Annotated in this window: 21 protein-coding genes and 16 tRNA genes; 2 read left to right on the forward strand and 35 right to left on the reverse strand. The window is 45.9% G+C overall.

What is annotated here, in order from left to right:
• Nucleotides 1-51: 51 nt before the first annotated feature.
• The 11 genes from L0M14_RS22420 to L0M14_RS22465 form a co-directional block, all read right to left on the reverse strand.
• Nucleotides 52-1,320, reverse strand: coding sequence for an ATP-binding protein (locus tag L0M14_RS22420; RefSeq protein ID WP_235118767.1), 1,269 nt, complete (start codon nucleotides 1,318-1,320; stop codon nucleotides 52-54).
• A gap of 113 nt (nucleotides 1,321-1,433) precedes the next feature.
• Complete coding sequence (locus L0M14_RS22425; protein ID WP_235118768.1) at nucleotides 1,434-2,699, reverse strand: molybdopterin molybdotransferase MoeA; 1,266 nt, start codon at nucleotides 2,697-2,699, stop codon at nucleotides 1,434-1,436.
• Nucleotides 2,700-2,716: 17 nt separating this feature from the next.
• The gene (gene moaA / locus L0M14_RS22430) at nucleotides 2,717-3,721 is read right to left on the reverse strand and encodes a GTP 3',8-cyclase MoaA (RefSeq protein WP_235118769.1); all 1,005 of its coding nucleotides are present in this window, start codon (nucleotides 3,719-3,721) and stop codon (nucleotides 2,717-2,719) included.
• 125 nt (nucleotides 3,722-3,846) lie between these two features.
• The gene (mobA, locus tag L0M14_RS22435) at nucleotides 3,847-4,467 is read right to left on the reverse strand and encodes a molybdenum cofactor guanylyltransferase (protein WP_235118770.1); all 621 of its coding nucleotides are present in this window, start codon (nucleotides 4,465-4,467) and stop codon (nucleotides 3,847-3,849) included.
• Nucleotides 4,454-5,101, reverse strand: coding sequence for an MOSC domain-containing protein (locus L0M14_RS22440; protein WP_235118771.1), 648 nt, complete (start codon nucleotides 5,099-5,101; stop codon nucleotides 4,454-4,456). The genes mobA and L0M14_RS22440 overlap by 14 nt, the downstream gene beginning before the upstream one ends.
• Nucleotides 5,102-5,296: 195 nt before the next feature.
• Nucleotides 5,297-5,743, reverse strand: coding sequence for a molybdopterin-dependent oxidoreductase (locus L0M14_RS31640; protein ID WP_311198763.1), 447 nt, complete (start codon nucleotides 5,741-5,743; stop codon nucleotides 5,297-5,299).
• Nucleotides 5,704-6,729: a hypothetical protein gene (locus L0M14_RS22445; RefSeq protein WP_311198764.1), complete on the reverse strand. Its 1,026-nt coding sequence runs from the start codon at nucleotides 6,727-6,729 to the stop codon at nucleotides 5,704-5,706. The genes L0M14_RS31640 and L0M14_RS22445 overlap by 40 nt, the downstream gene beginning before the upstream one ends.
• 164 nt (nucleotides 6,730-6,893) lie before the next feature.
• Nucleotides 6,894-7,337 carry a stalk domain-containing protein gene (locus L0M14_RS22450; protein WP_235118772.1) on the reverse strand — a complete coding sequence of 148 codons (444 nt, stop codon included), beginning with the start codon at nucleotides 7,335-7,337 and terminating at the stop codon, nucleotides 6,894-6,896.
• Between the two features lie 186 nt (nucleotides 7,338-7,523).
• Nucleotides 7,524-8,609 (reverse strand): HAMP domain-containing sensor histidine kinase, encoded by a 1,086-nt coding sequence (locus L0M14_RS22455; RefSeq protein WP_235118773.1) that lies wholly within the window; start codon nucleotides 8,607-8,609, stop codon nucleotides 7,524-7,526.
• The gene (locus L0M14_RS22460) at nucleotides 8,606-9,322 is read right to left on the reverse strand and encodes a response regulator transcription factor (protein WP_235118774.1); all 717 of its coding nucleotides are present in this window, start codon (nucleotides 9,320-9,322) and stop codon (nucleotides 8,606-8,608) included. The genes L0M14_RS22455 and L0M14_RS22460 overlap by 4 nt, the downstream gene beginning before the upstream one ends.
• Nucleotides 9,323-9,498: 176 nt before the next feature.
• Nucleotides 9,499-9,876, reverse strand: a complete 378-nt coding sequence (locus L0M14_RS22465; protein WP_235118775.1) for a hypothetical protein — start codon at nucleotides 9,874-9,876, stop codon at nucleotides 9,499-9,501.
• Nucleotides 9,877-10,301: 425 nt separating this feature from the next.
• Between L0M14_RS22465 and L0M14_RS22470 the strand changes: the two genes are divergently transcribed.
• Nucleotides 10,302-11,105 carry an alpha/beta fold hydrolase gene (locus L0M14_RS22470; protein WP_235118776.1) on the forward strand — a complete coding sequence of 268 codons (804 nt, stop codon included), beginning with the start codon at nucleotides 10,302-10,304 and terminating at the stop codon, nucleotides 11,103-11,105.
• Here L0M14_RS22470 and L0M14_RS22475 read toward each other — a convergent pair.
• Nucleotides 11,095-12,309 carry an ROK family transcriptional regulator gene (locus tag L0M14_RS22475; RefSeq protein ID WP_235118777.1) on the reverse strand — a complete coding sequence of 405 codons (1,215 nt, stop codon included), beginning with the start codon at nucleotides 12,307-12,309 and terminating at the stop codon, nucleotides 11,095-11,097. The genes L0M14_RS22470 and L0M14_RS22475 overlap by 11 nt on opposite strands.
• Before the next feature lie 78 nt (nucleotides 12,310-12,387).
• Complete coding sequence (locus L0M14_RS22480) at nucleotides 12,388-13,122, reverse strand: class I SAM-dependent methyltransferase (protein WP_235118778.1); 735 nt, start codon at nucleotides 13,120-13,122, stop codon at nucleotides 12,388-12,390.
• 221 nt (nucleotides 13,123-13,343) lie between these two features.
• Here L0M14_RS22480 and L0M14_RS22485 point away from each other — a divergent pair, with 221 nt between their 5' ends.
• Nucleotides 13,344-13,445, forward strand: a complete 102-nt coding sequence (locus L0M14_RS22485) for a YjcZ family sporulation protein (protein WP_235118779.1) — start codon at nucleotides 13,344-13,346, stop codon at nucleotides 13,443-13,445.
• A gap of 68 nt (nucleotides 13,446-13,513) precedes the next feature.
• Here the strand turns inward: L0M14_RS22485 and L0M14_RS22490 are convergent, their stop codons facing one another.
• The 22 genes from L0M14_RS22490 to L0M14_RS22595 form a co-directional block, all read right to left on the reverse strand.
• Nucleotides 13,514-14,857: a GH1 family beta-glucosidase gene (locus tag L0M14_RS22490; RefSeq protein ID WP_235118780.1), complete on the reverse strand. Its 1,344-nt coding sequence runs from the start codon at nucleotides 14,855-14,857 to the stop codon at nucleotides 13,514-13,516.
• 110 nt (nucleotides 14,858-14,967) lie between these two features.
• A complete protein-coding gene (locus tag L0M14_RS22495) occupies nucleotides 14,968-16,527 on the reverse strand; it encodes an ABC transporter substrate-binding protein (RefSeq protein WP_235118781.1) in 1,560 nt (519 codons plus the stop codon).
• Nucleotides 16,528-16,652: 125 nt separating this feature from the next.
• Complete coding sequence (locus tag L0M14_RS22500; protein ID WP_311198765.1) at nucleotides 16,653-17,384, reverse strand: carbohydrate ABC transporter permease; 732 nt, start codon at nucleotides 17,382-17,384, stop codon at nucleotides 16,653-16,655.
• 227 nt (nucleotides 17,385-17,611) lie between these two features.
• Nucleotides 17,612-18,598: an ABC transporter permease gene (locus tag L0M14_RS22505; RefSeq protein WP_235118782.1), complete on the reverse strand. Its 987-nt coding sequence runs from the start codon at nucleotides 18,596-18,598 to the stop codon at nucleotides 17,612-17,614.
• 133 nt (nucleotides 18,599-18,731) lie between these two features.
• Entirely contained in the window at nucleotides 18,732-20,336 is a 1,605-nt protein-coding gene (locus L0M14_RS22510) for a response regulator transcription factor (RefSeq protein WP_235118783.1), read from the reverse strand.
• A gap of 13 nt (nucleotides 20,337-20,349) precedes the next feature.
• Entirely contained in the window at nucleotides 20,350-22,110 is a 1,761-nt protein-coding gene (locus L0M14_RS22515; protein WP_235118784.1) for a sensor histidine kinase, read from the reverse strand.
• Nucleotides 22,111-22,363: 253 nt separating this feature from the next.
• Nucleotides 22,364-22,442 (reverse strand) — tRNA-Leu (locus L0M14_RS22520).
• A gap of 30 nt (nucleotides 22,443-22,472) precedes the next feature.
• Nucleotides 22,473-22,561 (reverse strand) — tRNA-Leu (locus L0M14_RS22525).
• A 6-nt stretch (nucleotides 22,562-22,567) separates the two neighbouring features.
• Nucleotides 22,568-22,641: transfer RNA gene (locus L0M14_RS22530), tRNA-Cys, on the reverse strand.
• A gap of 8 nt (nucleotides 22,642-22,649) precedes the next feature.
• Nucleotides 22,650-22,724 (reverse strand) — tRNA-Gly (locus tag L0M14_RS22535).
• A gap of 48 nt (nucleotides 22,725-22,772) precedes the next feature.
• A tRNA-Gln gene (locus tag L0M14_RS22540) sits at nucleotides 22,773-22,844 on the reverse strand.
• Between the two features lie 12 nt (nucleotides 22,845-22,856).
• Nucleotides 22,857-22,932, reverse strand: a tRNA-His gene (locus L0M14_RS22545).
• Nucleotides 22,933-22,945: 13 nt separating this feature from the next.
• Nucleotides 22,946-23,019 (reverse strand) — tRNA-Trp (locus L0M14_RS22550).
• 7 nt (nucleotides 23,020-23,026) lie between these two features.
• Nucleotides 23,027-23,111, reverse strand: a tRNA-Tyr gene (locus L0M14_RS22555).
• Between the two features lie 27 nt (nucleotides 23,112-23,138).
• A tRNA-Thr gene (locus L0M14_RS22560) sits at nucleotides 23,139-23,214 on the reverse strand.
• 14 nt (nucleotides 23,215-23,228) lie between these two features.
• Nucleotides 23,229-23,304, reverse strand: a tRNA-Phe gene (locus tag L0M14_RS22565).
• Nucleotides 23,305-23,322: 18 nt separating this feature from the next.
• A tRNA-Asp gene (locus tag L0M14_RS22570) sits at nucleotides 23,323-23,399 on the reverse strand.
• A gap of 27 nt (nucleotides 23,400-23,426) precedes the next feature.
• Nucleotides 23,427-23,503, reverse strand: a tRNA-Met gene (locus L0M14_RS22575).
• A gap of 42 nt (nucleotides 23,504-23,545) precedes the next feature.
• A tRNA-Val gene (locus L0M14_RS22580) sits at nucleotides 23,546-23,621 on the reverse strand.
• A 4-nt stretch (nucleotides 23,622-23,625) separates the two neighbouring features.
• Nucleotides 23,626-23,700, reverse strand: a tRNA-Glu gene (locus L0M14_RS22585).
• A gap of 41 nt (nucleotides 23,701-23,741) precedes the next feature.
• A tRNA-Ser gene (locus L0M14_RS22590) sits at nucleotides 23,742-23,833 on the reverse strand.
• Nucleotides 23,834-23,836: 3 nt separating this feature from the next.
• A tRNA-Asn gene (locus tag L0M14_RS22595) sits at nucleotides 23,837-23,912 on the reverse strand.
• Nucleotides 23,913-23,982: the final 70 nt, after the last annotated feature.

A 23,982-nucleotide genomic window follows, 5' to 3' on the forward strand; every position in this document is an offset into this window, starting at 1 on the left:
ACTTTCTTACCAATTAAAAAGCCGTAGAGCTGCAATTATCTGCGCAAGCTCTCACGGCTTATTTTTTTCAAATAATGGTATATAAAGGACTGCTTGTGTTCCTTTGCCAGGCTTACTGTGGAATATCAGCTTTCCATCCATCGCTTCTACCAAACGGAAAGTGACCATCAAGCCAAGTCCTGTTCCCGTATCTTTGGTTGAATAGTACGGATCACCTAGTCTTGTGACTTGCTCCGGGGTCATCCCTTTTCCATTATCGGCTACCTCAATCTTCACGAAGTTACGTTCGATTGAGATGCGTACTTCGACCCGCCCATCCTCCTTATGCTCCGGCACCGCTTCAATAGCATTTTTGATCAGATTCATCAGAACCTGCTGCAGCTTATGCTTGTCCGAGGCCACCTGCAGAGATTCCGGATAGGGAAGCGTGTGCATCTCTACCCCCCGCATGGAGGCATAGGCCCTGATTACATCGGTGGTGCTGTTCACCAGCTCTTCGACCTGTATCACACTGATATGTTCGATCTGCGGTTTCGCAAAGCTTAAATAATCGCTGATGATTTTCTCTGCACGGTCCAGCTCCAGAATCGCCGTAGAGATGAAGCTTTTATTTTTCTCGTCCAATGATTGCTGGGTTAACTGCAAAAATCCTCTTACCACAGTTAATGGATTCCGAATTTCATGCGCCACAGAAGCGGCCAATTCGCTCAGCACCGCAAGCTTTTCAGTTCTGGAGCGTTCCTTGCGCAGTTGGTACATCTCTATAATATTTTCTATCAGTATGCTGGAAATGAGCATCGCCGATACATGAATAATGCCAAAAAGCAAATAATGCCAAGGGCTTAAATGAGAAAACGGTGTTTCCCCCGACGCTGAGGTATAGATATACAGATGAAAGAAAAGAATCGAAAAAGAAACAAGAGAAAGGAAAAAAACCATTCGTATGCGTTTCTTAGGTTCACTTTTGATAAATCGTTGGTGTAGGATGAAAGGCGGAAAAGATTGCATAACAGCAGATGTTACAATCAAATAGAGCATCGGTCCCCCAAGTGCAAGTCGATAGGCAACCATCATGAAGGCAGCAATCAAGCCAGCTCTAGGACCGGCGTACAAAAAACAAGTCACAAGCAGCGCTGAACGTAAATCCCACAGAAATCCATTAAAGTTTACTGGCATGGAGACGCATACAATAATGGCAATTCCCGCTAATGGACCATAGAGCCAAAAGGTATTGGGTAGTTTCAGCGTTGTTAAAGAGTAGTGTGCGATTAGAATGGGTATGAGCGCCACTATTATCTGAAAAAACAGATCTTTAACCATTCGGCAGAAGTTCCTCTTCTCTAGATTTCCGACTTGTGTGCTAGTCTAGATCAAAACGAAACGTTGAAGCCCTTTCGGGCATCAACTATATCAGAAAGAAATCTAATAATCAATTAACTTTCGAGAGAATATACAGCTACAGGAACACCTTTGCGAAACCCGCCGCCTCCAGCTGGCAGCTTAATCAAACAATCCGCGTCCTTAATAGAAACCATGATGCTGGATTTATCGATTCCCGCTGGTTGAACCTTCCGCACTCCATCTTCTACCCGGGTTGTCCCTCTCACATAGCGAGGATATGCCGAGCCCTTGCCATAATCGATATCGAGATAAGCGCTGCTCTCTACCGGAAATGGCTGCTCACATCCCTGCATGGCTCGGATACAAGGTCCCGCAAACAGCTCGAAGCCAACGAATGAGGCCCCAGGGTTGCCCGAGAGAGCAAGCAGCAGCTTCTCCTTCCAGATTGCTGCACTTGTAGGTGTACCGGGCCGCATGGAAACTTTATTAAATAAAAGATTGCCATCCCAACGACCGAATAATTCTACAAGCACATCGTAGTCCCCTACGGAAACACCACCTGACGTAATGATGAAATCGGCCGATTCAAAGGCCCGCTCCAGCGCTTGTTTAACCTCCGCCACATCGTCCGGTAAAGCAGGCATAATCACGGGCACTCCCCCTGCCGCCTCTACTTGAAAGGCCAGCATATAACTATTACTGTTTCGTATGCGCCCGGGCTGGAGAGGCTTTTCAACGTTTAGCAGCTCCGACCCGGTAGAAAAGATGGCCACAACGGGCTTCTTATATACCGGAACATGACTGTAGCCAAATGTAGCCAAAATCGCAGCTTCTCCGGGCCCCACCCGTTCTCCTTGCTTGATTAGGTGCTCCCCGACACCGACCTCCCCAGCAACCGGAGTAATATTACTGCCTGTAGGCACCGCCTTCTTAATCTGTACAATGCCGACAGACGGCGAGTCCTCCATCAGACAATCCGTCATTTCCAGCATAACGACAGCATCAGCTCCATCAGGTACAGGGGCGCCAGTCATAATCCTGGCAGCCATACCAGGGCCAATCGTTTGCTGAGGCATCGTACCGCTGGGTATATGCTCCGTTACTTGTAAGGTGACAGGACATTCAAAGCTTGCTTGTCCAATATCAGCAGCACGCACCGCGTAACCATCGACTCCCGACCTGCGAAAGTGTGGGACGTCATGGTCCGCATGCACGGGAACCGCCAATCTTCTTCCGAATGCAGAAGCGAGCGGGACATGCTCCGTCTCCATCCTATTTAGATGGACTACCAAAGATTCCCAAGCCTGCTCAACGGTTACAACGCTGCGTCCGAATTTCAGATTTATACTGTCGGTCACTTATCGTTCCTCCTGACTCAGCCTCCTATCTGCGACATACGCCGCACAGTAGGCATGTGGGATAGTTCCTGATTGAATAACGTCTGAGCCATTTCATGATTTTGCGGTTTGATGTCCAAAGCCCGAAAGAATAACTCTTTCAAAGCGGCCTCATTCCCCATATGTCTTCTTACATTGAATTCGTCCGACCAGAAAAGGCAGGGCTTGATATTACCGTCCGCTGTAATCCTCAACCGGCTGCAGGCTTCACAGAAATGATCACTCACCGGATGAATTAAGCCGAATGATCCCTGCGCACCTTGAATGCGGTAATTACGCGATGGGCCGTTGCCATAAACCTTCTCCGAAGGTTCCACTATCCAGCCTTTCTCTAAGCAGCACTCCATAACAGAGCTTAGCGGAACGTATCTCGCCTTCCAAGTATCGTCTTGATGCCCGATCGGCATATATTCTATAAATCTGATCTGAACGGGACGTTCCATTGTCATTTGTAAGAAATCCTCGATCTCGTCGTCATTCAAGCCTTTCATAAGCACCACATTCAATTTAATAGGGACAAGTCCGACCCGATGGGCGGCTTCTATACTCTCCAGGACACGGCGAATATCTCCACCACGGGTAATGAACGAGAACCGGTCCGCTTTTAGCGAATCCAAGCTAATGTTAACTCGGGTTAATCCTGCTGCGCGCAGCTTCTCCGCCTTTGCAGCGAAATAAATGCCGTTCGTCGTTAATGCAATATCTTCAATTCCAGGAATCACTGACAGCATGCCGATTAATTTTTCTAGATGTTTACGTACGAGCGGCTCTCCCCCGGTCAGCCTAAGCTTTCGAACACCAAGACCGGCCAGAACGCGTACAACCTCGGCGATTTCATCAAAGCGAAGCACCCTATCTTCAGGCTCAAACTCCAAGCCTTCTTCAGGCATACAATAGACACAACGTAAATTACACCTGTCCGTCACGGATATCCGCAAATAATCATGTACACGGCCAAATCGATCAATCAGCTGATTGGACATAGGAATCCACCTCTTTCTACGCCCATTATGTCATATTTCCTCACATTTTCACAGTGTCACAAGGTTGAATAAGAGAGAAAACAAGATTCAAGTTAATAGTCGAGTGTTCCTGCTAAAGATCGATGTCAGGTTTCATTCCTCATCATGCTGGCATGATACTCTTCCGGTGTGTTCAGATTACTCGCAAATTGCAGCGCAATGCCGTGCTCTGCAAAAAAAGCATCGTCAGCCGCCAGCCATCGGCAACGCTGCAAAAGCTCCATAACCCGGTACTGCTCCTGAATGAGCAATTGCTCAGCCGTGTCTCCGACCTTTCTCGAATAGATCCCATGCAGGGGATGAATGCGTCCACCTATGACAGGGATAACCGCTTCAAAATCAGCGCTAGCTAATCGGCTTTTCATGGCGATGGCAGCATCCGCTGACAAATGAGGCATATCGCAGCCGACAACCCAAAGTTGCTCTCCTGAAGCAGCTTTACAGGCAGCATGAATACCTGCCAAAGGCCCCGCTTGAAGGTACACATCAGATATGATGCGAATATCCAATCCTTGAAAGGATGAAATCTCAGGTTCAATCATGTCTCTATTGTTCGTCACAATGAACACGGTTCCGCAGATTTTTCTCATCTCCGCTAACTGGATGTGCAGGATTGTGCTTCCTTTGTATGGCAGCAGCGCCTTCAGTCTCCCCCCATCCTGCGGTTCTTCCCACCGGCTAGGATGACACCTGTCAGCATGTTTCAAGCTCAGACAAGCGCTTCTCGAACGATTGCCGCCAGCTTTGCGAAAGGGCTTCGACAGCCAAAATAGAGCGAATCCCTTCTGCATTGGCCTTGTCATGGTACTTGATCTGATTAGCATTAGCTACTGTAATTCCAGCAGGATCCTTCTGAGTCAATCGAATTGTCGGCTGTGCCGGTATGTTTCCTTCCTTCAGGACTCGAAAATAATACCCGGTAAATCCGGTATTCTGCACTTGAACAGGAAGATCTTGAACATCATAGCGTTTAGCAAGCTTATGACACGGCTGTCTAGGTTGAGACACTTGAACTACAGCATCCCCAATCTGGAAGATATCGCCGATACAGACCACATCTTCAAGCAGTCCGGTTACAGTCAAATTTTCACCGAAAGCACCGGGATGGAGTTCGCAGCCGAGCTTGCTTTCCCAGTAGGCAAAATGCTCCTTCGCATACACACAAATCGCTTTATCGGGCCCCCCGTGATTCACCAGGTCTGCTTGGCCGTCACCCTCCAACTGCGTCTTTGTCAAACGCAAAGAAGAGCTGACTTGGGACTTATAAATCCCAGTTTCCAGCTCTTTGCCCTGATAAATTATCGATTGTGGAATACCTACATTAACTGAAACAATCTCCACTTGCTACCACCAAACTTTCCCCCAGCATTTTATCCTGATTATAGCAGAAAATGCGAAGAAAGTGGGATCGCAGCCCTTGTTCAGTGCTTAGGGCCTATGCAAGGTTCGCAGCACAGCGGCGCTGCCCGTACAACTACTCTTTCATTCCTGAATCGGCCTACTTACCATTCATCGGCATACAGCCGGATATCCCATTCACACATGCTCCTGATCAACCCATACCCAAGCGTCGTTACGGTAGCCTCTGACCTCCCAGTAACCGATGTGCTCCTTATCAATCAGTTCAATGCCCTGCAGCCATTTCACAGATTTATATGCGAACATCTTGGGCACGATCAGCCTCACCGGTCCGCCGAGCTTCTGAGGGATTGGCTTGCCGTCCAGCATGACCGCAACCATCACATCATCAATAGCGGCCTGATCCAAGGACAAGGCGTCCGTATAAACACCATCGCCGGAGTAAAATTTAACAAACTTAGCTTCAGGCTTTACACCTGCAGCAGCAAGCATTTCCTTGAGTGGAATGCCCTCCCATGTACATTTGTACACCGACCATCCCGTAACGCAGTGGAAATCGCTGACTTGAACGGTGCGCTTCAGCTTCAGAAATTGCTCCCAGCTCCAAACGCTGGGACGCTCCACGAGACCGGATACGGCAAATTTCCACGTATCCGAGGAAAAAGCCGGAATTTCCGTGACCGTATAAATACGGAAATTCCCCTGAGCCCCCCGCCGACCACAGCGGCGGAGTCCGGCAGCGGCTCCGGCGGCGGGAGCATGCGGTTGCCGTCCTGGACGGCAACCGCGGCAATATCGCTGCCGCCGGTGTCGAACGCGCCTTTTACCCAGCGGTAAAAGGCGGGGCCTACCCCGATCACGAGCAGCAGTCCTGCGGCAAGCCGCAGGAACGATGCGCGTGTGATCGGTGAAGCCTTCAGCGCGGCGATAACCGCCTGCGCTGCCGACCGCTCCGCCGCATCATCCGTGCCGGCGGACCGTCCCACCGCCGCACCATCCGTGCCGGCGGACTGTCCCACCGCCGCACCATCCGTGGCGGCGGGCACATGTACAGCCGCCTGCGAGGCGGGCGGCCTTGCTGCGGCAGCCGCGGCTTGCTCCGCGCGCTGCTGGCGTTTCAGCCATCTGCTGCGCGAGATGGCGTGGTACACGGCATACGGCACTCCGACCCAAGTTAGCAGATCGTGGAGGAGGAGTGCCGTGTTGTTCCAGGCGGGCGGCAGATGGCGGAACTGCCATAAGACGACGCCCGATGCACTCCAGCCTAGCAGGAGCGCCAGCACGAGCAGCAAATTGCCGCGCCTACCGCTGTGCCCGCGGATTTGCCTCCAGTGCTTCCGAATCATCGGCGCGTATAGTGCGATGAGTACAATTGAAATAACGCCAAGCGCAATATGCAGCTGCTTTAAGGTTACGCGCAGACCTCCCAGCTCGCCGCGAATCGCACCTATACTCAGCACAATGCCGCTAACCGCAAGCAGCAGAAGAATCCATGCGTTCCAGCTGTGAAGCTGATTCAGACGTTTACCAAACGACTGCTTCAGCCAGCTTCTCTTTGATTCCATTCCACCGTTCCCCTCCCCATTCTTTATACAATAAGTATAACGCATAGATATGAAGTACACCTCTATGAAGTCTTTCGAAGATATGCGAACACGTTCAGCGGAAAGCTTATTCGCCTATATTACATCTCCTTGAATCTCCCGGTAAAATAATACAAAAACCAGAGCAGACTTACTTAAAAGTTACTCCGGTTTCATCTTCAATTTCGATTTTACTTCATCATCATGGGCTGAAGTAAATGTTGATCAACAACCTCTTTGGGAACATAGGTCATATCATTTACAATCATCGGCGCGACCTCCAACATAACTTCAGCTTCGCCATCTTTCATTGATGTGCTTCCGATCTGCAGCATCCAAGAGTGCCCCTTTTCCATCATGCCATCCATTGTCTTATCTTTCATAGAATCGTCCATCATCATATCCTTCTTATCGTTAATGGTAATGGAGCGATTCTCATCCCCCCATATCACCTGGTAGCCTAGCGATTCTGCTATTTCCCTAAGTGGGACCAGTTCCATACCGTCCTTCATAATCGTGTTCACCTTCGTATAATCATACCCAGCCATCATCGATTCTTCCGCTGATGCAGCGCCGGGCAGCGCAACCGCGAACACCACCATAGAAATTACAGCAATCTTTTTCCAACTTTTCATTTTCATACAGCCTCCTTCTTCGTTCTGTTTCCTACAGATTTAAGAATAAGGCCCATAACTTATGGAAGTATAACGGAATCCTTACATTATTCTTACAAGCCTAACTTTCGTTCCGTATGGTAACCGATGTCATTTAGTTTCCCTCTTCAAAGTCAGTGAATATGAAAAACCCGGCCACCGCCAGGTTCAGATCGCTTTATATGCTGTTGAGTTAAGCTTGCCCTGGACTTGCTCCAAAGAGCAGATTGGCAGCGTAAACCAAAACTGACTGCCGCGCCCCGGTTCGCTCCAGACGCCGATCTCTCCTCCGTGCAAATCTATAATAAATTTGGCAATGGCCAGCCCCAACCCCGCTCCTCCGCTAGTTCTCGTTCTTGAAGGATCTGCCCGATAAAACCTCTCAAAAATGCGCAGCTGTTCATGCTGCTCCATACCTTCCCCTTCATCAGATATGCGAATTTGTACAAACTGTTCCGAGAGAAGCTCTGCTTCGATCCAAATTGTACCGTTTACGGAAGAATGGCGAATCGCATTATGCAGGATATTGGAGATAACCCGCTTCACTTCAAGAGGCATCAGCAGCGCAGGTGGAAGCATTTCAGGCACGTCCGTCTGAACGTTAAGCCTCTTTTCTTCGAGTAAAACAGCAAGGCTTTGCAGCGTATCGAGCAAGAGAGCATCCACATGATAAAGCTCTGGTTTAAACTCCAGCCCTCCAGCTTCCAATTGGGAGAGCTTAAAAAGCTCCTCAATCAAATCGTTTAGACGTACCGTCTCCAATTGTATCGTTTTCAAATACCGGTCAAAAGTAACACGATCACTTACGATATCATCCTGCAGCGCCTCCACAAATGCTTGAATCGATGCCATCGGCGTACGTAAATCATGTGAAACATTGGCCACCAGCTCTCTTCGGGATGCTTCCTCATTCTTCAATCGTTGAAAGCTTTCCTGAAGCTTATCCGACATCTCGTTAAATCGCTTTGCGAGTTTCTGAAATTCGATCGGGCCAAGCTCTGGAACTTGTCCTTGAAATTCCCCTTGAGCAATGCTAGCAGCTTCTCTGGCAATGGCATGAATAGATATCTCCAGAGGCCTTGTCATCCAATAGTGAATGAGCATGGAAGCACCTGCCGCACATACCGTTACTGCCGTTAATAAGATCACGTCGCGCAACAACAGCAGCATATACTGATAGCAAATAAATAAAGCGGTTAGAATCAAGCCTGTACTAACGATATTCGCAGTAAGTAAATAGTACCGGAGCTTCATAAAGGTTCCCTGCTCTCAAATTTGTAGCCAATCCCCCATACTGTTTTGATAAAACGAGGCTCAGAAGGATTTGGCTCAATCTTCTCCCTCAATCTGCGAATATGTACGGTTACCGTCGTCGTGTCCCCATAATAATCGAAATCCCAGACCTTGCTAAGGAGCTGATTCCTTGAAAAGACTTGGTCCGGGTGACTGATAAATAACTGCAAGAGTTCAAACTCTTTCACAGTCAATTCGATTTCTTCTCCCTGTACCGTTACCATTCGGTTGAGACTGTTTAGCTCAATGCCCGGCAATTTCCACACATGCTGAGCTCCAGGATCATGAACCTGGCTAGTCTGCAGACTACGCTGCATTCTGCGCATAATCGCCTTGACCCTTAGAACTAATTCACGAGGACTAAACGGCTTGGTTAAATAGTCGTCTGCCCCCATCGTCAGTCCTGTAAGCCGATCCTTCTCCTCTCCCCGTGCTGTAAGCATAATAATCGGGATATCCTGCTCTTGGCGGATTTCTACACAGACCTGCCAACCATTGATGCCTGGCATCATGAGGTCTAGAATCATGAGGTCCGGGGCATACTGCCTCCACATCCGCAGCGCTTCCTCACCATTACCTGCGGATATAACCCGGAAGCCTTCCCTTTCCAGATACAATGTACATACATCTATAATATTGGTTTCGTCGTCCACGACCAGTATAACTCCGCTCATGCGCGCATGCCTCCACAAACGTTTGGCACTATTATACTCCAATTTGCCATCCTCAGGGCTTACAGAAGTATTACAAATGAGATAAACCTTTATCGAGTCTTTCGTAGATGTTGCAAACGCGATCCCCAAATAAAAAAGGAACATGTCGGTTACCCGCATATCCCCCTACTCTCTATTTAACCGCCTGTGCGTATTTTGCGGTACGTATCTATGAAAGAAAGAACGTCTACACGTTTTCCTCTTTTCTTCGCGACTCTTGCCATAGTAACAAGTGTTTTCCAAAACTCATCCAACACCGGAGACTCAAAATCCGAGCTTGGCGATACCGGAGTGACATGATTTTTGTAGGATGCCCCTTCGTCTGATATCAGGTATTGAATTTGTCGTTTTTTCCATTCTTCCCCGGTTACATAACTAATGCCGATTTCCCTCATTTTTTTACGAACGGATGTAACGGGGCGAGATAGTTCTCTTGCAATGACAACAGGCGGACATTCGCTTGACAATCGAATCAACTTGTCCAATTCCTGTGTAGACCATGGCTTTTTTGTCATTCGAATCAACTCCATTCCTTCATTCTGTATCCTTCGTTGCCTAATAATGGTTAATGGATTCGGGATGTTTTGAGAATAACAAGCAATTGTTAGAGAAGTATGAGTTAACCATAATTTTTTTATTTGACATAACTCTTTCGATTTTTTTCGCTATTCTCGTCCCATGGAACTAATATCGGTCGTATGGAGTAGGTTTCTACAGTGGTAATTGCAGGAATGATTTTATCACAAGCCATGCCTTTAGACCTACATCCATTCTCCGCCCCCCTCACAATTTCCTAGTAGAAATGGTAACCAACTAGGACTTACACATACAAAAAAACCTTAAAGCAAGCTCATCGAGCCGCTTAAGGTTTGCCATTGGAAAATAAATGAAATTTCGTGTAGCATGAAAGAAAAAAACTACTGATTAGGAGTGAATGATCATGTACATTACCGTTCAAGAAACATCCCTATTCATTGAGGATCAGGGCCCCGTATCAGCACTACCGATCATTCTGCTGCATGGATTCCCTCTCGATCATCGGATGTGGAGCCATCAGATTGAAACATTAACTGCTAGCTCCTATCGCGTCATCACTCCGGACTTACTAGGGATGGGTCGCTCCGAGCTGCCTTCCTCTAACATATCGTTAGATCGCTATGCAGACGATATCCTGGCAATGATGGATCAGCTTCAAATTCCTAGAGCTGTTCTTGGAGGATTCTCCATGGGCGGTTATGTAGCCTTTGCTCTGCTCCGAAAAGCGCCCGAACGCTTCAGCGCCTTGATACTGGCTAATACTCGGCCTGAGGCTGATTCTCCGGAAGGCCGTCAGAATAGGATGAAGATGGCTGCTTCGCTTTATGAGAAAGGCTCATCTGCAGCCAAGGATGCGATGCTGCCCAAGCTTTTGACTGAGCATACGCGTGCTGAAAGTCCGGGCCTTGTTTCCGAGCTGGAGCAAGTTATGACGGCAATGGAACCCGAGGGCCTTGTTCATGCGAGTCTCGCTATGGCTTTCCGGCCGGATGCCTCTGATCTCCTTACATCCATCCAAGTACCGACGTTAGTCATCGCGGGTGAACAGGATCCGATCACTACGCCTGAAATCATGAAATCCATGGCTGATCAAATCCCAGCTTCACAATTCCATGTCATACCTGAGGCATCACATTTAACTCCTCAGGAAAAGCCGGATGCATTCAACGCCGTTCTCCTGGGTTTCCTCAACAGCATTAAGCCTTAACTAGCTGATCCATCATCATTACCGCGGCGCCAATCGCGAGCGCTTCCTCGCCCAAATTACCTTTGCTGAAAACAACTTGGTAAGTCGGGTAGTAGTAAGTCTTGCGAATGGCTGTCTGCGTTGCCGTCTGAAAGAACAGGTCATTGTTTCTAATCAGCGGTCCGCCCAAGATTACCTTTTCCGGATGCAATATATTTAATAGATTGGCAAGGCCGATTCCAAAATAGGTCGCAGCCGATGTCATGATCTCCACAGCCAGGGGATCATTTTTATTGACAGCTTCCAAAACGTGCTGATATTTCAGCTGCTCCGGATCCTCCACCAATTGTGACAACAGTGTCGACCGCCCTTGCTTAAGAGCAGAGCGCGCAGCCTTCTCAACGGCATACAAGGAGGCATACGACTCCAAAGCACCATAATTGCCCGATGCGTCCCGATGCGGGACTCCATCGGTCTGAATAATCATTTGTCCGACAGAGCCCTCCATATCGACCGCACCGTAGATTACCTTTCCTTCTGAAACCATAGAGGAGCGAAGCCCGATCCCTATGTGGATATAAAGCAAATGCTTAAAGCTTTGCGAGCGGTTCATCCAGGATTCGGCTAACAACGCTGTATTCGCGCCATTATCCAGAAGCACTTCTACTCCGAGACGCTGTTCCAATGCCTGGCTAATTTCAACATGATTCCATCCGGGAGCTGGGAAATAGGACGGTTCCAGAATGATACCTGCCATCCGATCCAACGGACCTACTGCCCCTATCCCTAAACCTAGCACTATTTCTTTCGAAATATCGTGTGTTTGAAGCATTCTTTCTGCTTCTTGAGCTATTAAACCTATGAGCAGCTCAGGTGTCATCTCCGCAGTCATCGCCCAGCTGTAGGATTCAACAGGATTCATAGCCAAATCTACCAGCACGAGCCTTGAAAGCGTCCTTGATATCTCCAAACCGAACACATAGGCGTAAGTTGAATTCATCTCATACAAAATCGGCCTGCGGCCTCCCGTGGAAATGCCGAAACCCGATTCAAGAATGAGTCCCTGGCTCACCAGCTCCTCTAGCAGCCTCGTTAGCGTGCTGACCGTCATCCCGCTGGCATCCAACAAGTCAGTCTTAGATACCGTTCTCTGACGGCGAATCAGTTCATAGATTTCTTTAGCTTTCCGATTTGATATCCGCTCTGTAATTCTTGGAAAATCCAATGCAAGCATCCCCCAATTGAACATAATTCTCGGTATTTCGGCGTGAAGGGGATGATATCCTTCCTGCTGCTACATTTTTTATTTGTTTCCCTTTGTTCCTATAAGAAGTGTATATCCCAAATATTTATGATACTGGTTCATCAGCTGATCATATTGTGCAGTAAGCTGCCAAATTTGAGGATCAAATATCGATGAGTTATCTGATAAATGTACGGGATCCGGGAACTGAACGGAGTCCTCCCACATGGAAGCTGTCGGAAAAGGATGAATACCCGAGCTTGAAACCTCGGCAAATCCCGCCGACTGCATCATTCCTTTCCATTCGCCGAGATCGTACAGCGCGGGAACGCCGTAGAAGTCACACAGAGCCTGATGGACTTCAGGCTTCATATTCTTTACACGAATAACTTCCCGATCATATACAATTCCACCGGGCATAAGCACTCTTTCATATTCGGATAATGCTTTATCCGCTTGAGCAAAATTCGTTACGGACTCCACCATAATGACATCAAAGCTGTTATTTTCAAAAGGAAGCTGGCATACGTCCCCTTCCAGAAAACTCACCTGGACTCCTAGTTTCTCTGCTCTTCGTTTCGCTTTAACCACCATTTCAGGCCTGATATCGATGGCTGATACGCTACAGCCTTGACTAGCTAAATAGCAAGCTGTACGCCCTGTACCGCAGCCTACCTCCAGTACTTTTTTTCCTGATGGAATCGGATATTTTTGCAGCTGTTTCACCGTTTCCCCAAAGCCTCCGGGGTGCGCGTTCCCGACTCCAAGCTTAGCCAACATATCCAAGTAATTCATGATTCTAGCACCTCCACATTGCACTTGTACCTCATAACTACCATATGGAGGGCTGGTATCACTTGTTCGGCAATTTCTTCAGCTTGCTAAAAAAAGGCTTCTGCCCAAGTCGTTCATTTTTACTGGTATCGAGCTAAATGCCCAATCATTTTCATAGCGATTTCCATAAATTAGTACAGTCTATTCGACAAAATCACATATTCAGTTAGGAGGCGTCATCCATGGGCGTTGCTGCGGGTGTTGGTTATACTTCCGCCACAGCTATACTGGTTCTCTTCATTCTGCTTGTTATCGTAAGTACAGTATACGGCGTAGCTTGGTAATTAACTAAGCAAAAAGGAGGGGCTCTGGTTCATAGGAACCAAGCCCCTTCTTTTTTATTGGGATACAGCTAAACCGTAAACCAACCATTTGAAGCCACCTTTTGATACCAATAAAAGCTGTCTTTCTTCGTACGTTTCAATGTACGATAATCGACATGAACGATTCCGAAGCGCTTGCTGTAGCCTTCCGCCCATTCAAAATTATCCATTAACGACCACACAAAGTAACCCTTTACCGGGACTCCTGCCGTGATTGCTCTGTTCAGTTGAGTCAAATGCTTGCTCAAATAAGCAATTCTTTTCTCATCACGAACCCTGCCGTCAGCAGGCTCATCATTGTAGCAAGCGCCGTTCTCCGTAATGAAAATTGGGATTTCTCCATACGTATTTTTCAAATAAGTTAGCACCTGATAGAATCCATCTGAATAAATAGGCCAATCAATATCCGTGCGCTCGTAGCCCATATCGATGTCTTCACAATCAAACAGGCCTTCACCTTCTTTATATCTTCCTACATTGCCTGTGTAATAGTTAATACCCAAGAAATCAATCGGTTGGCTAATATCTTCGAGGTCTCCTGGCTCGACATGAAGAACCGCCCCTTTATCTTCAAACCATTTCACCAAATACTCCGGGTAGCTGCCTTTGAATACCGGTTCAAAAAACCAATCGGTGAACCATCCAGTAGCCCGGCGGCTAGCTTGAACATCCTGCTCTAACGGGCTGTACGGCTCAATCCAAGTCACGTTCGGCGCATAGCCGATTGTACCCTCCAAGCCTAAGGAACGAAATTTACGAACAGTACGACCATGCGCAACAAGCAGATGATGAGATACATCCACCGCTAACTGCAAGTCCGTGAATCCAGGTGCATGAATACCTAAATAATTGGACAAAAAGGAGACACACCACGGCTCATTTAAAGTAATCCAAGATTTGATTTTCCCTTGAAACTCTTTGAAAACAATTTCCGAGTAACGAACAAAAGCGTCAATGGTTGCCCGATTCGCCCATCCGCCCTGATCCTGCAGCGCTTGAGGCAAGTCCCAATGATATAACGTACATATCGGTGTAATGCCATTCTCAATCAGCTTGTCGACGAAACGGTGGTAGAAATCCAGACCTTTCCGGTTAATCTCACCGCTGCCATCCGGAATAATTCTCGGCCAAGCCATCGAAAATCGGTATTCTGTGATACCTAGGTCCTTCATGATTGCGATATCCTCTTCATAGCGGTGGTAGCTGTCACAAGCTACATCTCCGTTATCTCCGTTCCACACCTTACCCGGCGTACGGGAAAATGTATCCCAGATCGACATCCCTCGTCCGTCTTCGTTATAAGCTCCCTCTACTTGATAGGAAGCGGTTGCTGCACCCCATATAAAATCCTTAGGAAATTGTACGATAGCCATATACTGAAGCCCCTCTCTTGTCGCTGTTTCTACTCTATTGTAATTGGATCATCGCAGAAAATGCAAAAGGATTGAAGCCGCAGCTTCAATCCCTTCGCTAGTAGCAATTCTTATTTCTTTGTAGCCAAGAAAGCGTCGAATTGTTTTTGTTTTTCTGCGATGATTTTGTCCATACCGGCTGCTTTCATTTTTTCTTGATATTTTGCAAGTGTTGCATCCGGATCAACAGAACCTGTATCCAATGCAGCGTTGAATTCTTTTTCCACGTTTACAGCGGCTGCGACTTCTGTTTTCACAGGCTCGGAATTGAATGTAAAGCCGAGGCCTGGAGATTTCTTACCGGATTTATTGAATTCTTTGTATTTCTCCCATTTCTGAGGATCTTCATTCTCGAACAGGTAGTTTAAGAATTGGTTACCGAACATCCATGCAGCGCCTGGAGCATAATTTTTGCCGGCATCCGTTGCTTTGATGATGTTGTCTTTACCTTCAACTTTTGTATAGTGAACGCCTTCAATACCAAAGTTAATCAGGTTGTTCAAAGCTTTATCTGTGTGAAGCAAGTTAATGAACATCATAGCGCGTGCAGGATCTTTAGAAGATGCGGAGATACCCAGCATCGAACCTGCAGAATCACCTGTGGAGATTGTGCGAGCTGTCATCTCAACTTGACCCAGCTTGCCAATCAAACCTGTGCTTGCAGCCATCTCAGCGTCTTTACCTGGCTTCAAGGATTGTGTGATCATGAACACATTGCCTGTTTTCATAGCATCTTGATAGGATAATTGCGTTGTTGCGGCGTCTTTGTTGACGTAACCTTTTTGATAGAAGTCACGTGTGATCTTCAATGTTTCTTTATATCGTGGCTGATCCCATACAGGAATAACTTTCGTGCTGTCGCCGTCTTTCATAATCGTTCCAGGAATCGTTGCATCACCCAAGAAGTCATATTGAGCGAAATAGTGAGCATTGAAGTTATCACCTTCTCTCAGGAACAGAGCTGTCATTTCAGGCTTTTTCTCTTTGACCGTTTTTAAGATCGGTTCGAGATCTTGGATGGTCTTGACGTTGCTCAAATCCAGTCCTAGCTCTTTAGCAATGTCGGTACGATACACGATACCACCGGACGCGGCAAGCTCTTTATTCGTAGGCACGCCATAGTTTTTACCGTCGATTTTCGCACCTTCAAGGAAGTTCGGGTCTAATGAATCTGTGATTCCTTTCCCGTACTGACTTAGCAGGTCGTTGAGAGGAAGCAAAGCCCCTTTACCAACGTTAACAGCATGACCGTTCCACTGAGCAGTGAACAGAATATCAAAATCTTCACGGGAGGCAATCATCAAGTTCGTTTTATTATCCCATTGACCCCAATCGATCGGCATGAGTTTAATGGTAGCGTTGATTTTCTCTTTCAAGATTTTGTTCATTGCTTCTTCCACTTTTGCCTGATCTGGTTGCGCTGTGCCCGGATATACCATTTTGATTTCGTACGGTTTCAAATCCGAGGATGAAGCGGCTTTCGTAGCGGCAGGGCTGCCGGACGCTGCAGGAGCTTGGGTGCTTCCTGAGCCTGCTTCATTGCTGCTGGATGAGGAGCATCCAGCAAGTGCGAGGGACAAAGACATTGCCGTTGCAGCTAAGACAACTGCACTCTTACGAATGGATTTCATTGAAAAATTGCCTCCCTTTTTTGTTCTGCTTATATGCTAATCCGATCTTTCATCGGTAAAAGCCAATTCCATTTGAAAACATTAAAAGCATTTTTTTCCTAAGTACTCAAAAAAAATAAATTTATCTAACCCTTCACAGCTCCAACCATGAGACCTTTTTTGAAGTACTTTTGGAAGAAAGGATAGGCGAATACGATAGGTCCGATACCAAGCACCGCCATGGCCATACGAACTGTTTCTGTAGGAAGCTTCAGTACGCCTCCTGCTGCCGCCAATCCTTGACTGGCCTGTACATTGGATGATAGGAACTGAATATCCAGCATGGTTTTGTACATCATAAACTGAAGGTTAATGTTCTTACTGCCCGAAATAAATACCAGACTCAGGAACCAATCATTCCAGTAGTTGAGGACCTGGAACAGAGCAACAGAAGCCAGTACCGGTAGTGACAAAGGCAGGATAATTTGGCTGAAGGTTCGAATTTCACCTGCTCCGTCAATCTTCGCTGCTTCAATCAGTGCCATAGGAATTGAATTGGCGAAAAACGTTCTTAAGAGTAGTACATAGAATGCGGACACTAGCAGAGGAATCATCAGTGCTGCCAGCGTATTCTTCAAATCAAGCATTTGCGTATATACCAGGTACCAAGGCACCAGACCGCCATTAAATAGCATAGTGAAGAACATAAAGAAGGAGAAGAAATTTTTGTGCGGGAAGTCAGACCTCGATATTGGATATGCGTAGAGTGCCATTACTACTAAGCTGATTGCCGTACCTACAACCGCGAGGTACACCGAAATCCCAAATGATCGCAGGATTTGATGCCAGTCTTTAAACATAAATTTGTAAGATTCCATACTCCATGCTTCCGGAATAAAGTTATAACCATGAACCAGAACGGCTTTCTCATCCGAAAACGAGACCACAATAACCAGGACAAGAGGCAGAATACAGGCCGCTGAATAAAACCAGAAGAATAAATTCACCAAAAATTGGCTGTGTTCGATAATTCATTGGGCCCTTTCTTCTTAGCTATCCGGTAGGTTGGTTTCACTGCTGCTTGACTCATGACAGCCCCCACTTTCTAGAATAATGCATTATCTTTACTCACTTTTCTAACCAACAGATTGGAGAGAAGCACCAGGATAAATCCTACAACCGCTTGATACAGCCCTGCTGCGGATGACATTCCGATATCCCCCATCGTCAGGAACGTCTGATACACGTACGTATCGATAACCTGGGTAGTCGGGAACAATGCGCCTGCGTTTTTCGTGACCTGAAAGAACAAACCGAAATCGGCATAAAAGATTCTGCCTACCTGCAAGAGCGTCATTGTAATGATCACGGGCATGATTAAGGGAAGCGTAATATTCTTAACTTGCTGCCATTTACTTGCACCATCAATCAAAGCAGCTTCATAATATTCACCATCAATACCGATGATTGCTGCCATATAAATGACGGTGTAATATCCGATATTTTTCCACGTATTCACAATCGGCAGGATCACAGTCCAATACTTTGGTTCCGTATACCAATCAATCGGATTAATGCCAAGCATCGGGAATAAAACCGTGTTTACAAATCCATGCTCGGATCCAAGAAAAGCGTATACGAGATAAGCTACGCACACCATGGAAAGGAAAAACGGAAGAAACATCGTGCTTTGATGAAACTTAGACAATAGCTTACTTCTCATCTCATTAAACATAATCGCGAATGCTACAGGGATGATTAGATTAAGTATAATAAAAACCACGTTATAGCTGATCGTATTCCTTGTAATGACCCACGCTGCTTCGCTCGAGAACAAATACTTAAAGTTTGCAAATCCTACCCAAGGGCTTGCGATAATCCCTTTGGTGTAGTTGACATTCTTAAAGGCAATCAGCACACCCAGCATCGGGATATAGTTGTTGATGAGCAAGATAATTGCTGCCGGCGCCATCATCACGTAAAAAATCCAGTATTTACGGAGAACCCATAAAAAAGAAGGTTTCGTCCTTACAGCACTCGATGTTTTTACACGCGAACCTGATGTAGACGCAATGTTAGCTGTTTCGCTCATAAAAGTTCATGCTCCCCTCCAAATCAATTTCCTTGTATGCTCTTATTGTAGATTTTTTGGGAATTCTCATCTATCTGTAATGTGACTCTTTAAGCACTAATGTGACATCTTCATCGATGCTGGCTTTTTTGTGCTAGTCTAACGTTCTTTGAAAGCTTTTTCGGTATTCTTGAGGAGAAAAGCCTGTATACTTCTTGAACATTTTAGCGAAAAATGAAAAATGCGTATAACCGGTCTTCTCCGCTACAGAACTAATTTTATCGTTCGATTCAGCCAGCAGCTTTTTCGCTTTTTCCATTCTTACTTTTAACATATACTCGGAAATGGACAAGCCTGTCTCTTTCTTGAAAAGCCTCGATAAATAAGCCGGGTTTAAAAAGACATAGGCTGCTATCTCTTCGCGGCTGATCTCCTCGTGCAGATGCTCATCGATATAATGACATACTCTGCCCGTAACTGCAGATACATCCTTCAGATGACTGTTCATGTAGTCGCAGCATAGAATTGCCGTGCGCACAGCCCAGTTTCTCAATTGATTTAATGATCTTGTCGCTGTACCAAAATCCTGAAGCTCCTGCGAGGAGATCATCCCATGTACGGAGAGTCCCTTTTTATGCAAAACCAGATACACCAAATGCAAGAAGCCATAATAAAAAGCTTCCACTGATTCAGCACCAACTTCTGCAAATTGCATACGATCAATTGTTTCTTGGACCCTCTGGATCAATTCACTCTTCTTCCCGGCTTCCAGCAGAACTTGTAAATCCGTTAGGGCAAGCGACTGCGGTTTATTCGATTGACTTTCACTATTATCAATCTCTAGAAGCACACAATTGCTTTTGGTCACATTATTTCTTTCTATGTGAAATAAATCAGACACCTTCTTGAGCAGTCGTGGAATCTCACTTTTTTCTCCTATGTAGCATGAAAGGCTGCATTGAAAATAACGATTACAAGCAGTAATGTAAGCTTCACATTTACTCCTCACACTTTCTCTATCTATACCACCAGGAGTATACAGCAGTACGAGACTCGAACCGTTTTCTTGTATCACACAACCTTGCCCATCCTCTACGATTAGTTCGGCAGCCGCCTTTCTAATGGCATACTCCATAATCTCCTCGTCCCTAGCATTAAGGTCCTCTTTCCAATTCTCGACACTAATCAGAATAGGCAAAATTGTACTATCTGTACGCAGCGGAATATTGTACATCTGGAAGCTTCGCATCAGCTTGTCTTCGTTAAGAGGTATTTTCCCCGCTATTAACTCCTGCCAAAATTTCTCTATCAACACCGGAAGCTCACTCACCCAGTGATTATAATAGGTTTTATACGTCTCATTAAACTCAACTTGCACCTGATCACTTTTGATCTTTTCTAATGCTTGGGCGACGATCTCCTTTAACCTCTCATGATCCACTGGCTTTAACACATAGTCAAAGCTGCCTAAACGGATCGCTTGCTGTGCATATTCAAAATTTGCATGTCCGGTCAAAAAAATCGTTTCCGTATGTGGTGAATGGGTCCGAAGCCACTCTTGCAAATCCAATCCGGTCGCTCCTGGCATTTCAATATCAGAGATCATGACATCTATTTTTTTTGTTTCAAGAATATGTTTAGCTTCTTTGACGTCAAGGGCTTCATGCATCTCTACAATTGGAAGATCGGACCAATCGATTCCTAAAGTGATCCCTTTAACTGCAATTCTCTCGTCGTCTACGACCAGTACATGAAACATACCCTTCATCCCCCTATGATTTCATAATTGAAACAAACGGTAATTTTAATATCACCACAGCCCCGTGCCCCACACCATACTCTGTACCATTCTGGAAGCTAATACTTACCTGTTCTCCGTAATTCATTCTAAGCCTATGCCTTACATTCCAAATACCTAAATGCTTATCACCAGATTCCTGCAGATATTGTTCGGAGTTTAGACTCCTCAGCATTCCTTCATCATACCCATTCCCATTGTCTATTACCGTAAGAATGAAATAATCCTCTGGAGCTGATGGATCGGGTAGCGCCTTTACTTGAATGTGAAACACCCCATGCTCTTTGGTAAACCCGTGTATAATTGAATTTTCAACGAATGGCTGAATAATGAGTGGCGGAATATAATATTCTGCGTATTGATCTGACACATCAATTTGGAAGGTTAAATGATCGGGATACCGCATCACCTGAATTTCAAGGTAATTTGCAATATGCTGAAGCTCATCGCGAAGCGTTAATGTAGTGCGGTTCGTCCGCATAATAAATCGGAAGTAATCCGCTAGATGTAAAGACATTTTCTGAACGGATTTTGTATCCTTGAGAGCGGCTAAGTTATAGATAATATTTAAGCTATTCATGTAAAAGTGAGGGTTGATCTGTACTTGCAAATGTTTAAACTCCGCCTGTTGTACTCTTATTTTCTCTTCATACACACTTATTTTCAGATTCTCAATCTGATTCACCATATTATTAAAAATCGTGATAAGAACCGCAAACTCTGTGGACCCGCCTTCTTTTAATCTAACCTGCAGCTCACCTTGTGCGATCTTTCTCATTCCTCTTATTAATTGTGTTAATGGCTTAAACAATATGCCCTGCAGATAAAGCAAATACATGGCCAATACAATTGCTCCACCTAAAGGCAGAAAATAAATAATCACTTGCAAATATGGCAGGTTCTTGAGCATATTTTTCTCTGCAATTATTAGTAAATATTGAATGGGCGCGTGAGTTGAAGACTGTTTGACAACTAAATACTGCTCATCCTTCTTCTTATCTCTAACAACATGATACTCTGACTTCTTTAATTCCAGCTGCTTTTCAAATTGCTGATAAGACTCCACATTAAAAAATTGCTCTGTTAACGGCAGCCCTTCATTTGTTATCGCCAATGTCCCGCCGTCTATGCCTACATCCCAGTTACTTAAAGGCTGAACGAGGCTATCCATACGGATTAACATACCTGTTGAAAAGCCTGCCCCTAGCTCCGTATTGCTTTTAACTAGATATTTAACACCGCTTTTAGAGATTAACAGTTTCCAATCCTCATGACCTTCGGAATGGTTGTTATCGCTTTCAATTATGACTTGCTTTACAGCTTGAACTCGTTCATCATAGTAGGAATTTTCTCTTGTGGCCACCAATAGGTCGTCTGTGTTTTTGGAGTAGAAATAGAAGGTATTTATCAAATTGTAGATGTCTATTTGTTTAGAGAATTTATTGTATAAGCGCTGCTTGGCTAATACATAATCATCTGAATGCTCATTATAAACAGTCATATTGATCACGTCAGGGTCCGAATAAAGATGAAACAAATAATTATCAAATTCCTTTAACGTATTATCTGTATCCATGACATACTGCTCTAGAAGCTTGCTGTAATTTTGAGAAATTTGATCACGCACCACATTCATAGAATACACATTATTAATGACGAGGAATACTATCAATGGTGCAACAACCAGCACAAAACCAATAAAGATCTTAAACCTTACGGAATTTACAATAGTCAAATAGGACCCCGCCTCGCTTAACTGTAGTGGACATGTAAAACAAGTTCGTCTACGTTTTCCAAGTATCCTTTTCAATTCATGCCAAATAACTAAATCTTTATTTTATCTGATAGCATCACATATATCTAGCATTATTTGACATTGAGATAGCATTATGAATACTCATCCATTGAAATTAATACAAATAAAATATTCAAATTGCTATCAAAAAAAGAGACTGCGGAATGAGTAATCATTCCGCAGTCTCTTTTGATACCGGCGAGAGGACTCGAACCTCCACGGTTTCCCACTCGATTTTGAGTCGAGCGCGTCTGCCATTCCGCCACGCCGGCTTATTTCTTATGAATACTAATAAAAAGCAATGGTGCCGAAGACCAGACTTGAACTGGTACGGTAGTCACCTACCGCAGGATTTTAAGTCCTGTGCGTCTGCCGATTCCGCCACTCCGGCCTATCTTGGAGGCGCCACCCAGACTCGAACTGGGGGTAAAGCTTTTGCAGAGCTCTGCCTTACCACTTGGCTATGGCGCCGCAAATTATGGAGCGGAAGACGGGATTCGAACCCGCGACCCTCGCCTTGGCAAGGCGATGCTCTACCTCTGAGCCACTTCCGCAAATAAATCAAAATAACATCACTCATATTATATTGTGTAAGAACATTACTGGGGATCTAGGATTCGAACCTAGGCATGACGGAGTCAAAGTCCGTTGCCTTACCGCTTGGCTAATCCCCATTAATGAAAAAATGGGGCGATCGATGGGACTTGAACCCACGAATGCTGGAGCCACAGACCAGTGCGTTAACCCCTTCGCCACGACCGCCATGGTAAAAGTTTGGCAGGGGCAGCAGGAATCGAACCCACACCAAAGGTTTTGGAGACCTTTGTTCTACCTTTAAACTATGCCCCTATATAACTGGTGGAGGCTGATGGATTCGAACCACCGAACTCGTAGAGAGCAGATTTACAGTCTGCCGTGTTTAGCCACTTCACTAAGCCTCCGTATAACTCTTGCTACACATGAAAAAATGGTGCCGTCGAGAGGACTTGAACCCCCAACCTACTGATTACAAGTCAGTTGCTCTACCAGTTGAGCTACAACGGCAAATAAAGTAATAATGGTGGCTCGGGACGGAATCGAACCGCCGACACGAGGATTTTCAGTCCTCTGCTCTACCGACTGAGCTACCGAGCCTTACTATATAAAAATAAATGGCGGAGCCGACGGGATTCGAACCCGCGGTCTCCTGCGTGACAGGCAGGCATGTTAGGCCTCTACACCACGGCTCCACACTAGGTTACCTCGCTATTGGAGGTTGGTTGCGGGGGCAGGATTTGAACCTGCGGCCTTCGGGTTATGAGCCCGACGAGCTACCGGGCTGCTCCACCCCGCGTCATTATTACATATTCGCTTCCTACTACTTACAGAAAAGTTATGGTGGAGGCTGACGGGATCGAACCGCCGACCCTCTGCTTGTAAGGCAGATGCTCTCCCAGCTGAGCTAAGCCTCCATATTGGTGACCCGTAGGGGATTCGAACCCCTGTTACCTCCGTGAAAGGGAGGTGTCTTAACCCCTTGACCAACGGGCCATGCTTTCTATCTTACTTCATTTGTTACAATTTGTAAAGTCTGGCGGAGAGAGAGGGATTCGAACCCTCGAGACGCTTGTGACGCCTACACGATTTCCAATCGTGCTCCTTCGGCCAGCTCGGACACCTCTCCATATGGCTCCCCGAACAGGACTCGAACCTGTGACAACTCGATTAACAGTCGAGTGCTCTACCAACTGAGCTATCAGGGAATATTGCATTATTCAATTCAAGGATTGCACCCTGAAAACTAGATACGAAACTTACGTAAAGTGTGAGTAT

The sequence above is a fragment of the Paenibacillus hexagrammi genome (genome assembly GCF_021513275.1).
Classification (GTDB): Bacteria; Bacillota; Bacilli; order Paenibacillales; family NBRC-103111; genus Paenibacillus_E; species Paenibacillus_E hexagrammi.

Excerpts from the sequence above, each read along its gene's own strand:
- L0M14_RS22455 (WP_235118773.1), bottom strand. The coding sequence starts at position 8,609 with ATGAAGCTCCGGTACTATTTACTTACTGCGAATATCGTTAGTACAGGC.
- L0M14_RS22420 (WP_235118767.1), bottom strand. The coding sequence starts at position 1,320 with ATGGTTAAAGATCTGTTTTTTCAGATAATAGTGGCGCTCATACCCATT.
- L0M14_RS22450 (WP_235118772.1), bottom strand. The coding sequence starts at position 7,337 with ATGAAAAGTTGGAAAAAGATTGCTGTAATTTCTATGGTGGTGTTCGCG.
- moaA (WP_235118769.1), bottom strand. The coding sequence starts at position 3,721 with ATGTCCAATCAGCTGATTGATCGATTTGGCCGTGTACATGATTATTTG.
- L0M14_RS22510 (WP_235118783.1), bottom strand. The coding sequence starts at position 20,336 with ATGTTTCATGTACTGGTCGTAGACGACGAGAGAATTGCAGTTAAAGGG.
- L0M14_RS22465 (WP_235118775.1), bottom strand. The coding sequence starts at position 9,876 with ATGACAAAAAAGCCATGGTCTACACAGGAATTGGACAAGTTGATTCGA.
- L0M14_RS22470 (WP_235118776.1), top strand. The coding sequence starts at position 10,302 with ATGTACATTACCGTTCAAGAAACATCCCTATTCATTGAGGATCAGGGC.
- L0M14_RS22495 (WP_235118781.1), bottom strand. The coding sequence starts at position 16,527 with ATGAAATCCATTCGTAAGAGTGCAGTTGTCTTAGCTGCAACGGCAATG.
- L0M14_RS22460 (WP_235118774.1), bottom strand. The coding sequence starts at position 9,322 with ATGAGCGGAGTTATACTGGTCGTGGACGACGAAACCAATATTATAGAT.
- L0M14_RS22505 (WP_235118782.1), bottom strand. The coding sequence starts at position 18,598 with ATGAGCGAAACAGCTAACATTGCGTCTACATCAGGTTCGCGTGTAAAA.
- L0M14_RS22445 (WP_311198764.1), bottom strand. The coding sequence starts at position 6,729 with ATGCGTTATACTTATTGTATAAAGAATGGGGAGGGGAACGGTGGAATG.
- L0M14_RS22485 (WP_235118779.1), top strand. The coding sequence starts at position 13,344 with ATGGGCGTTGCTGCGGGTGTTGGTTATACTTCCGCCACAGCTATACTG.
- L0M14_RS22500 (WP_311198765.1), bottom strand. The coding sequence starts at position 17,384 with ATGGAATCTTACAAATTTATGTTTAAAGACTGGCATCAAATCCTGCGA.
- L0M14_RS22480 (WP_235118778.1), bottom strand. The coding sequence starts at position 13,122 with ATGAATTACTTGGATATGTTGGCTAAGCTTGGAGTCGGGAACGCGCAC.
- L0M14_RS22490 (WP_235118780.1), bottom strand. The coding sequence starts at position 14,857 with ATGGCTATCGTACAATTTCCTAAGGATTTTATATGGGGTGCAGCAACC.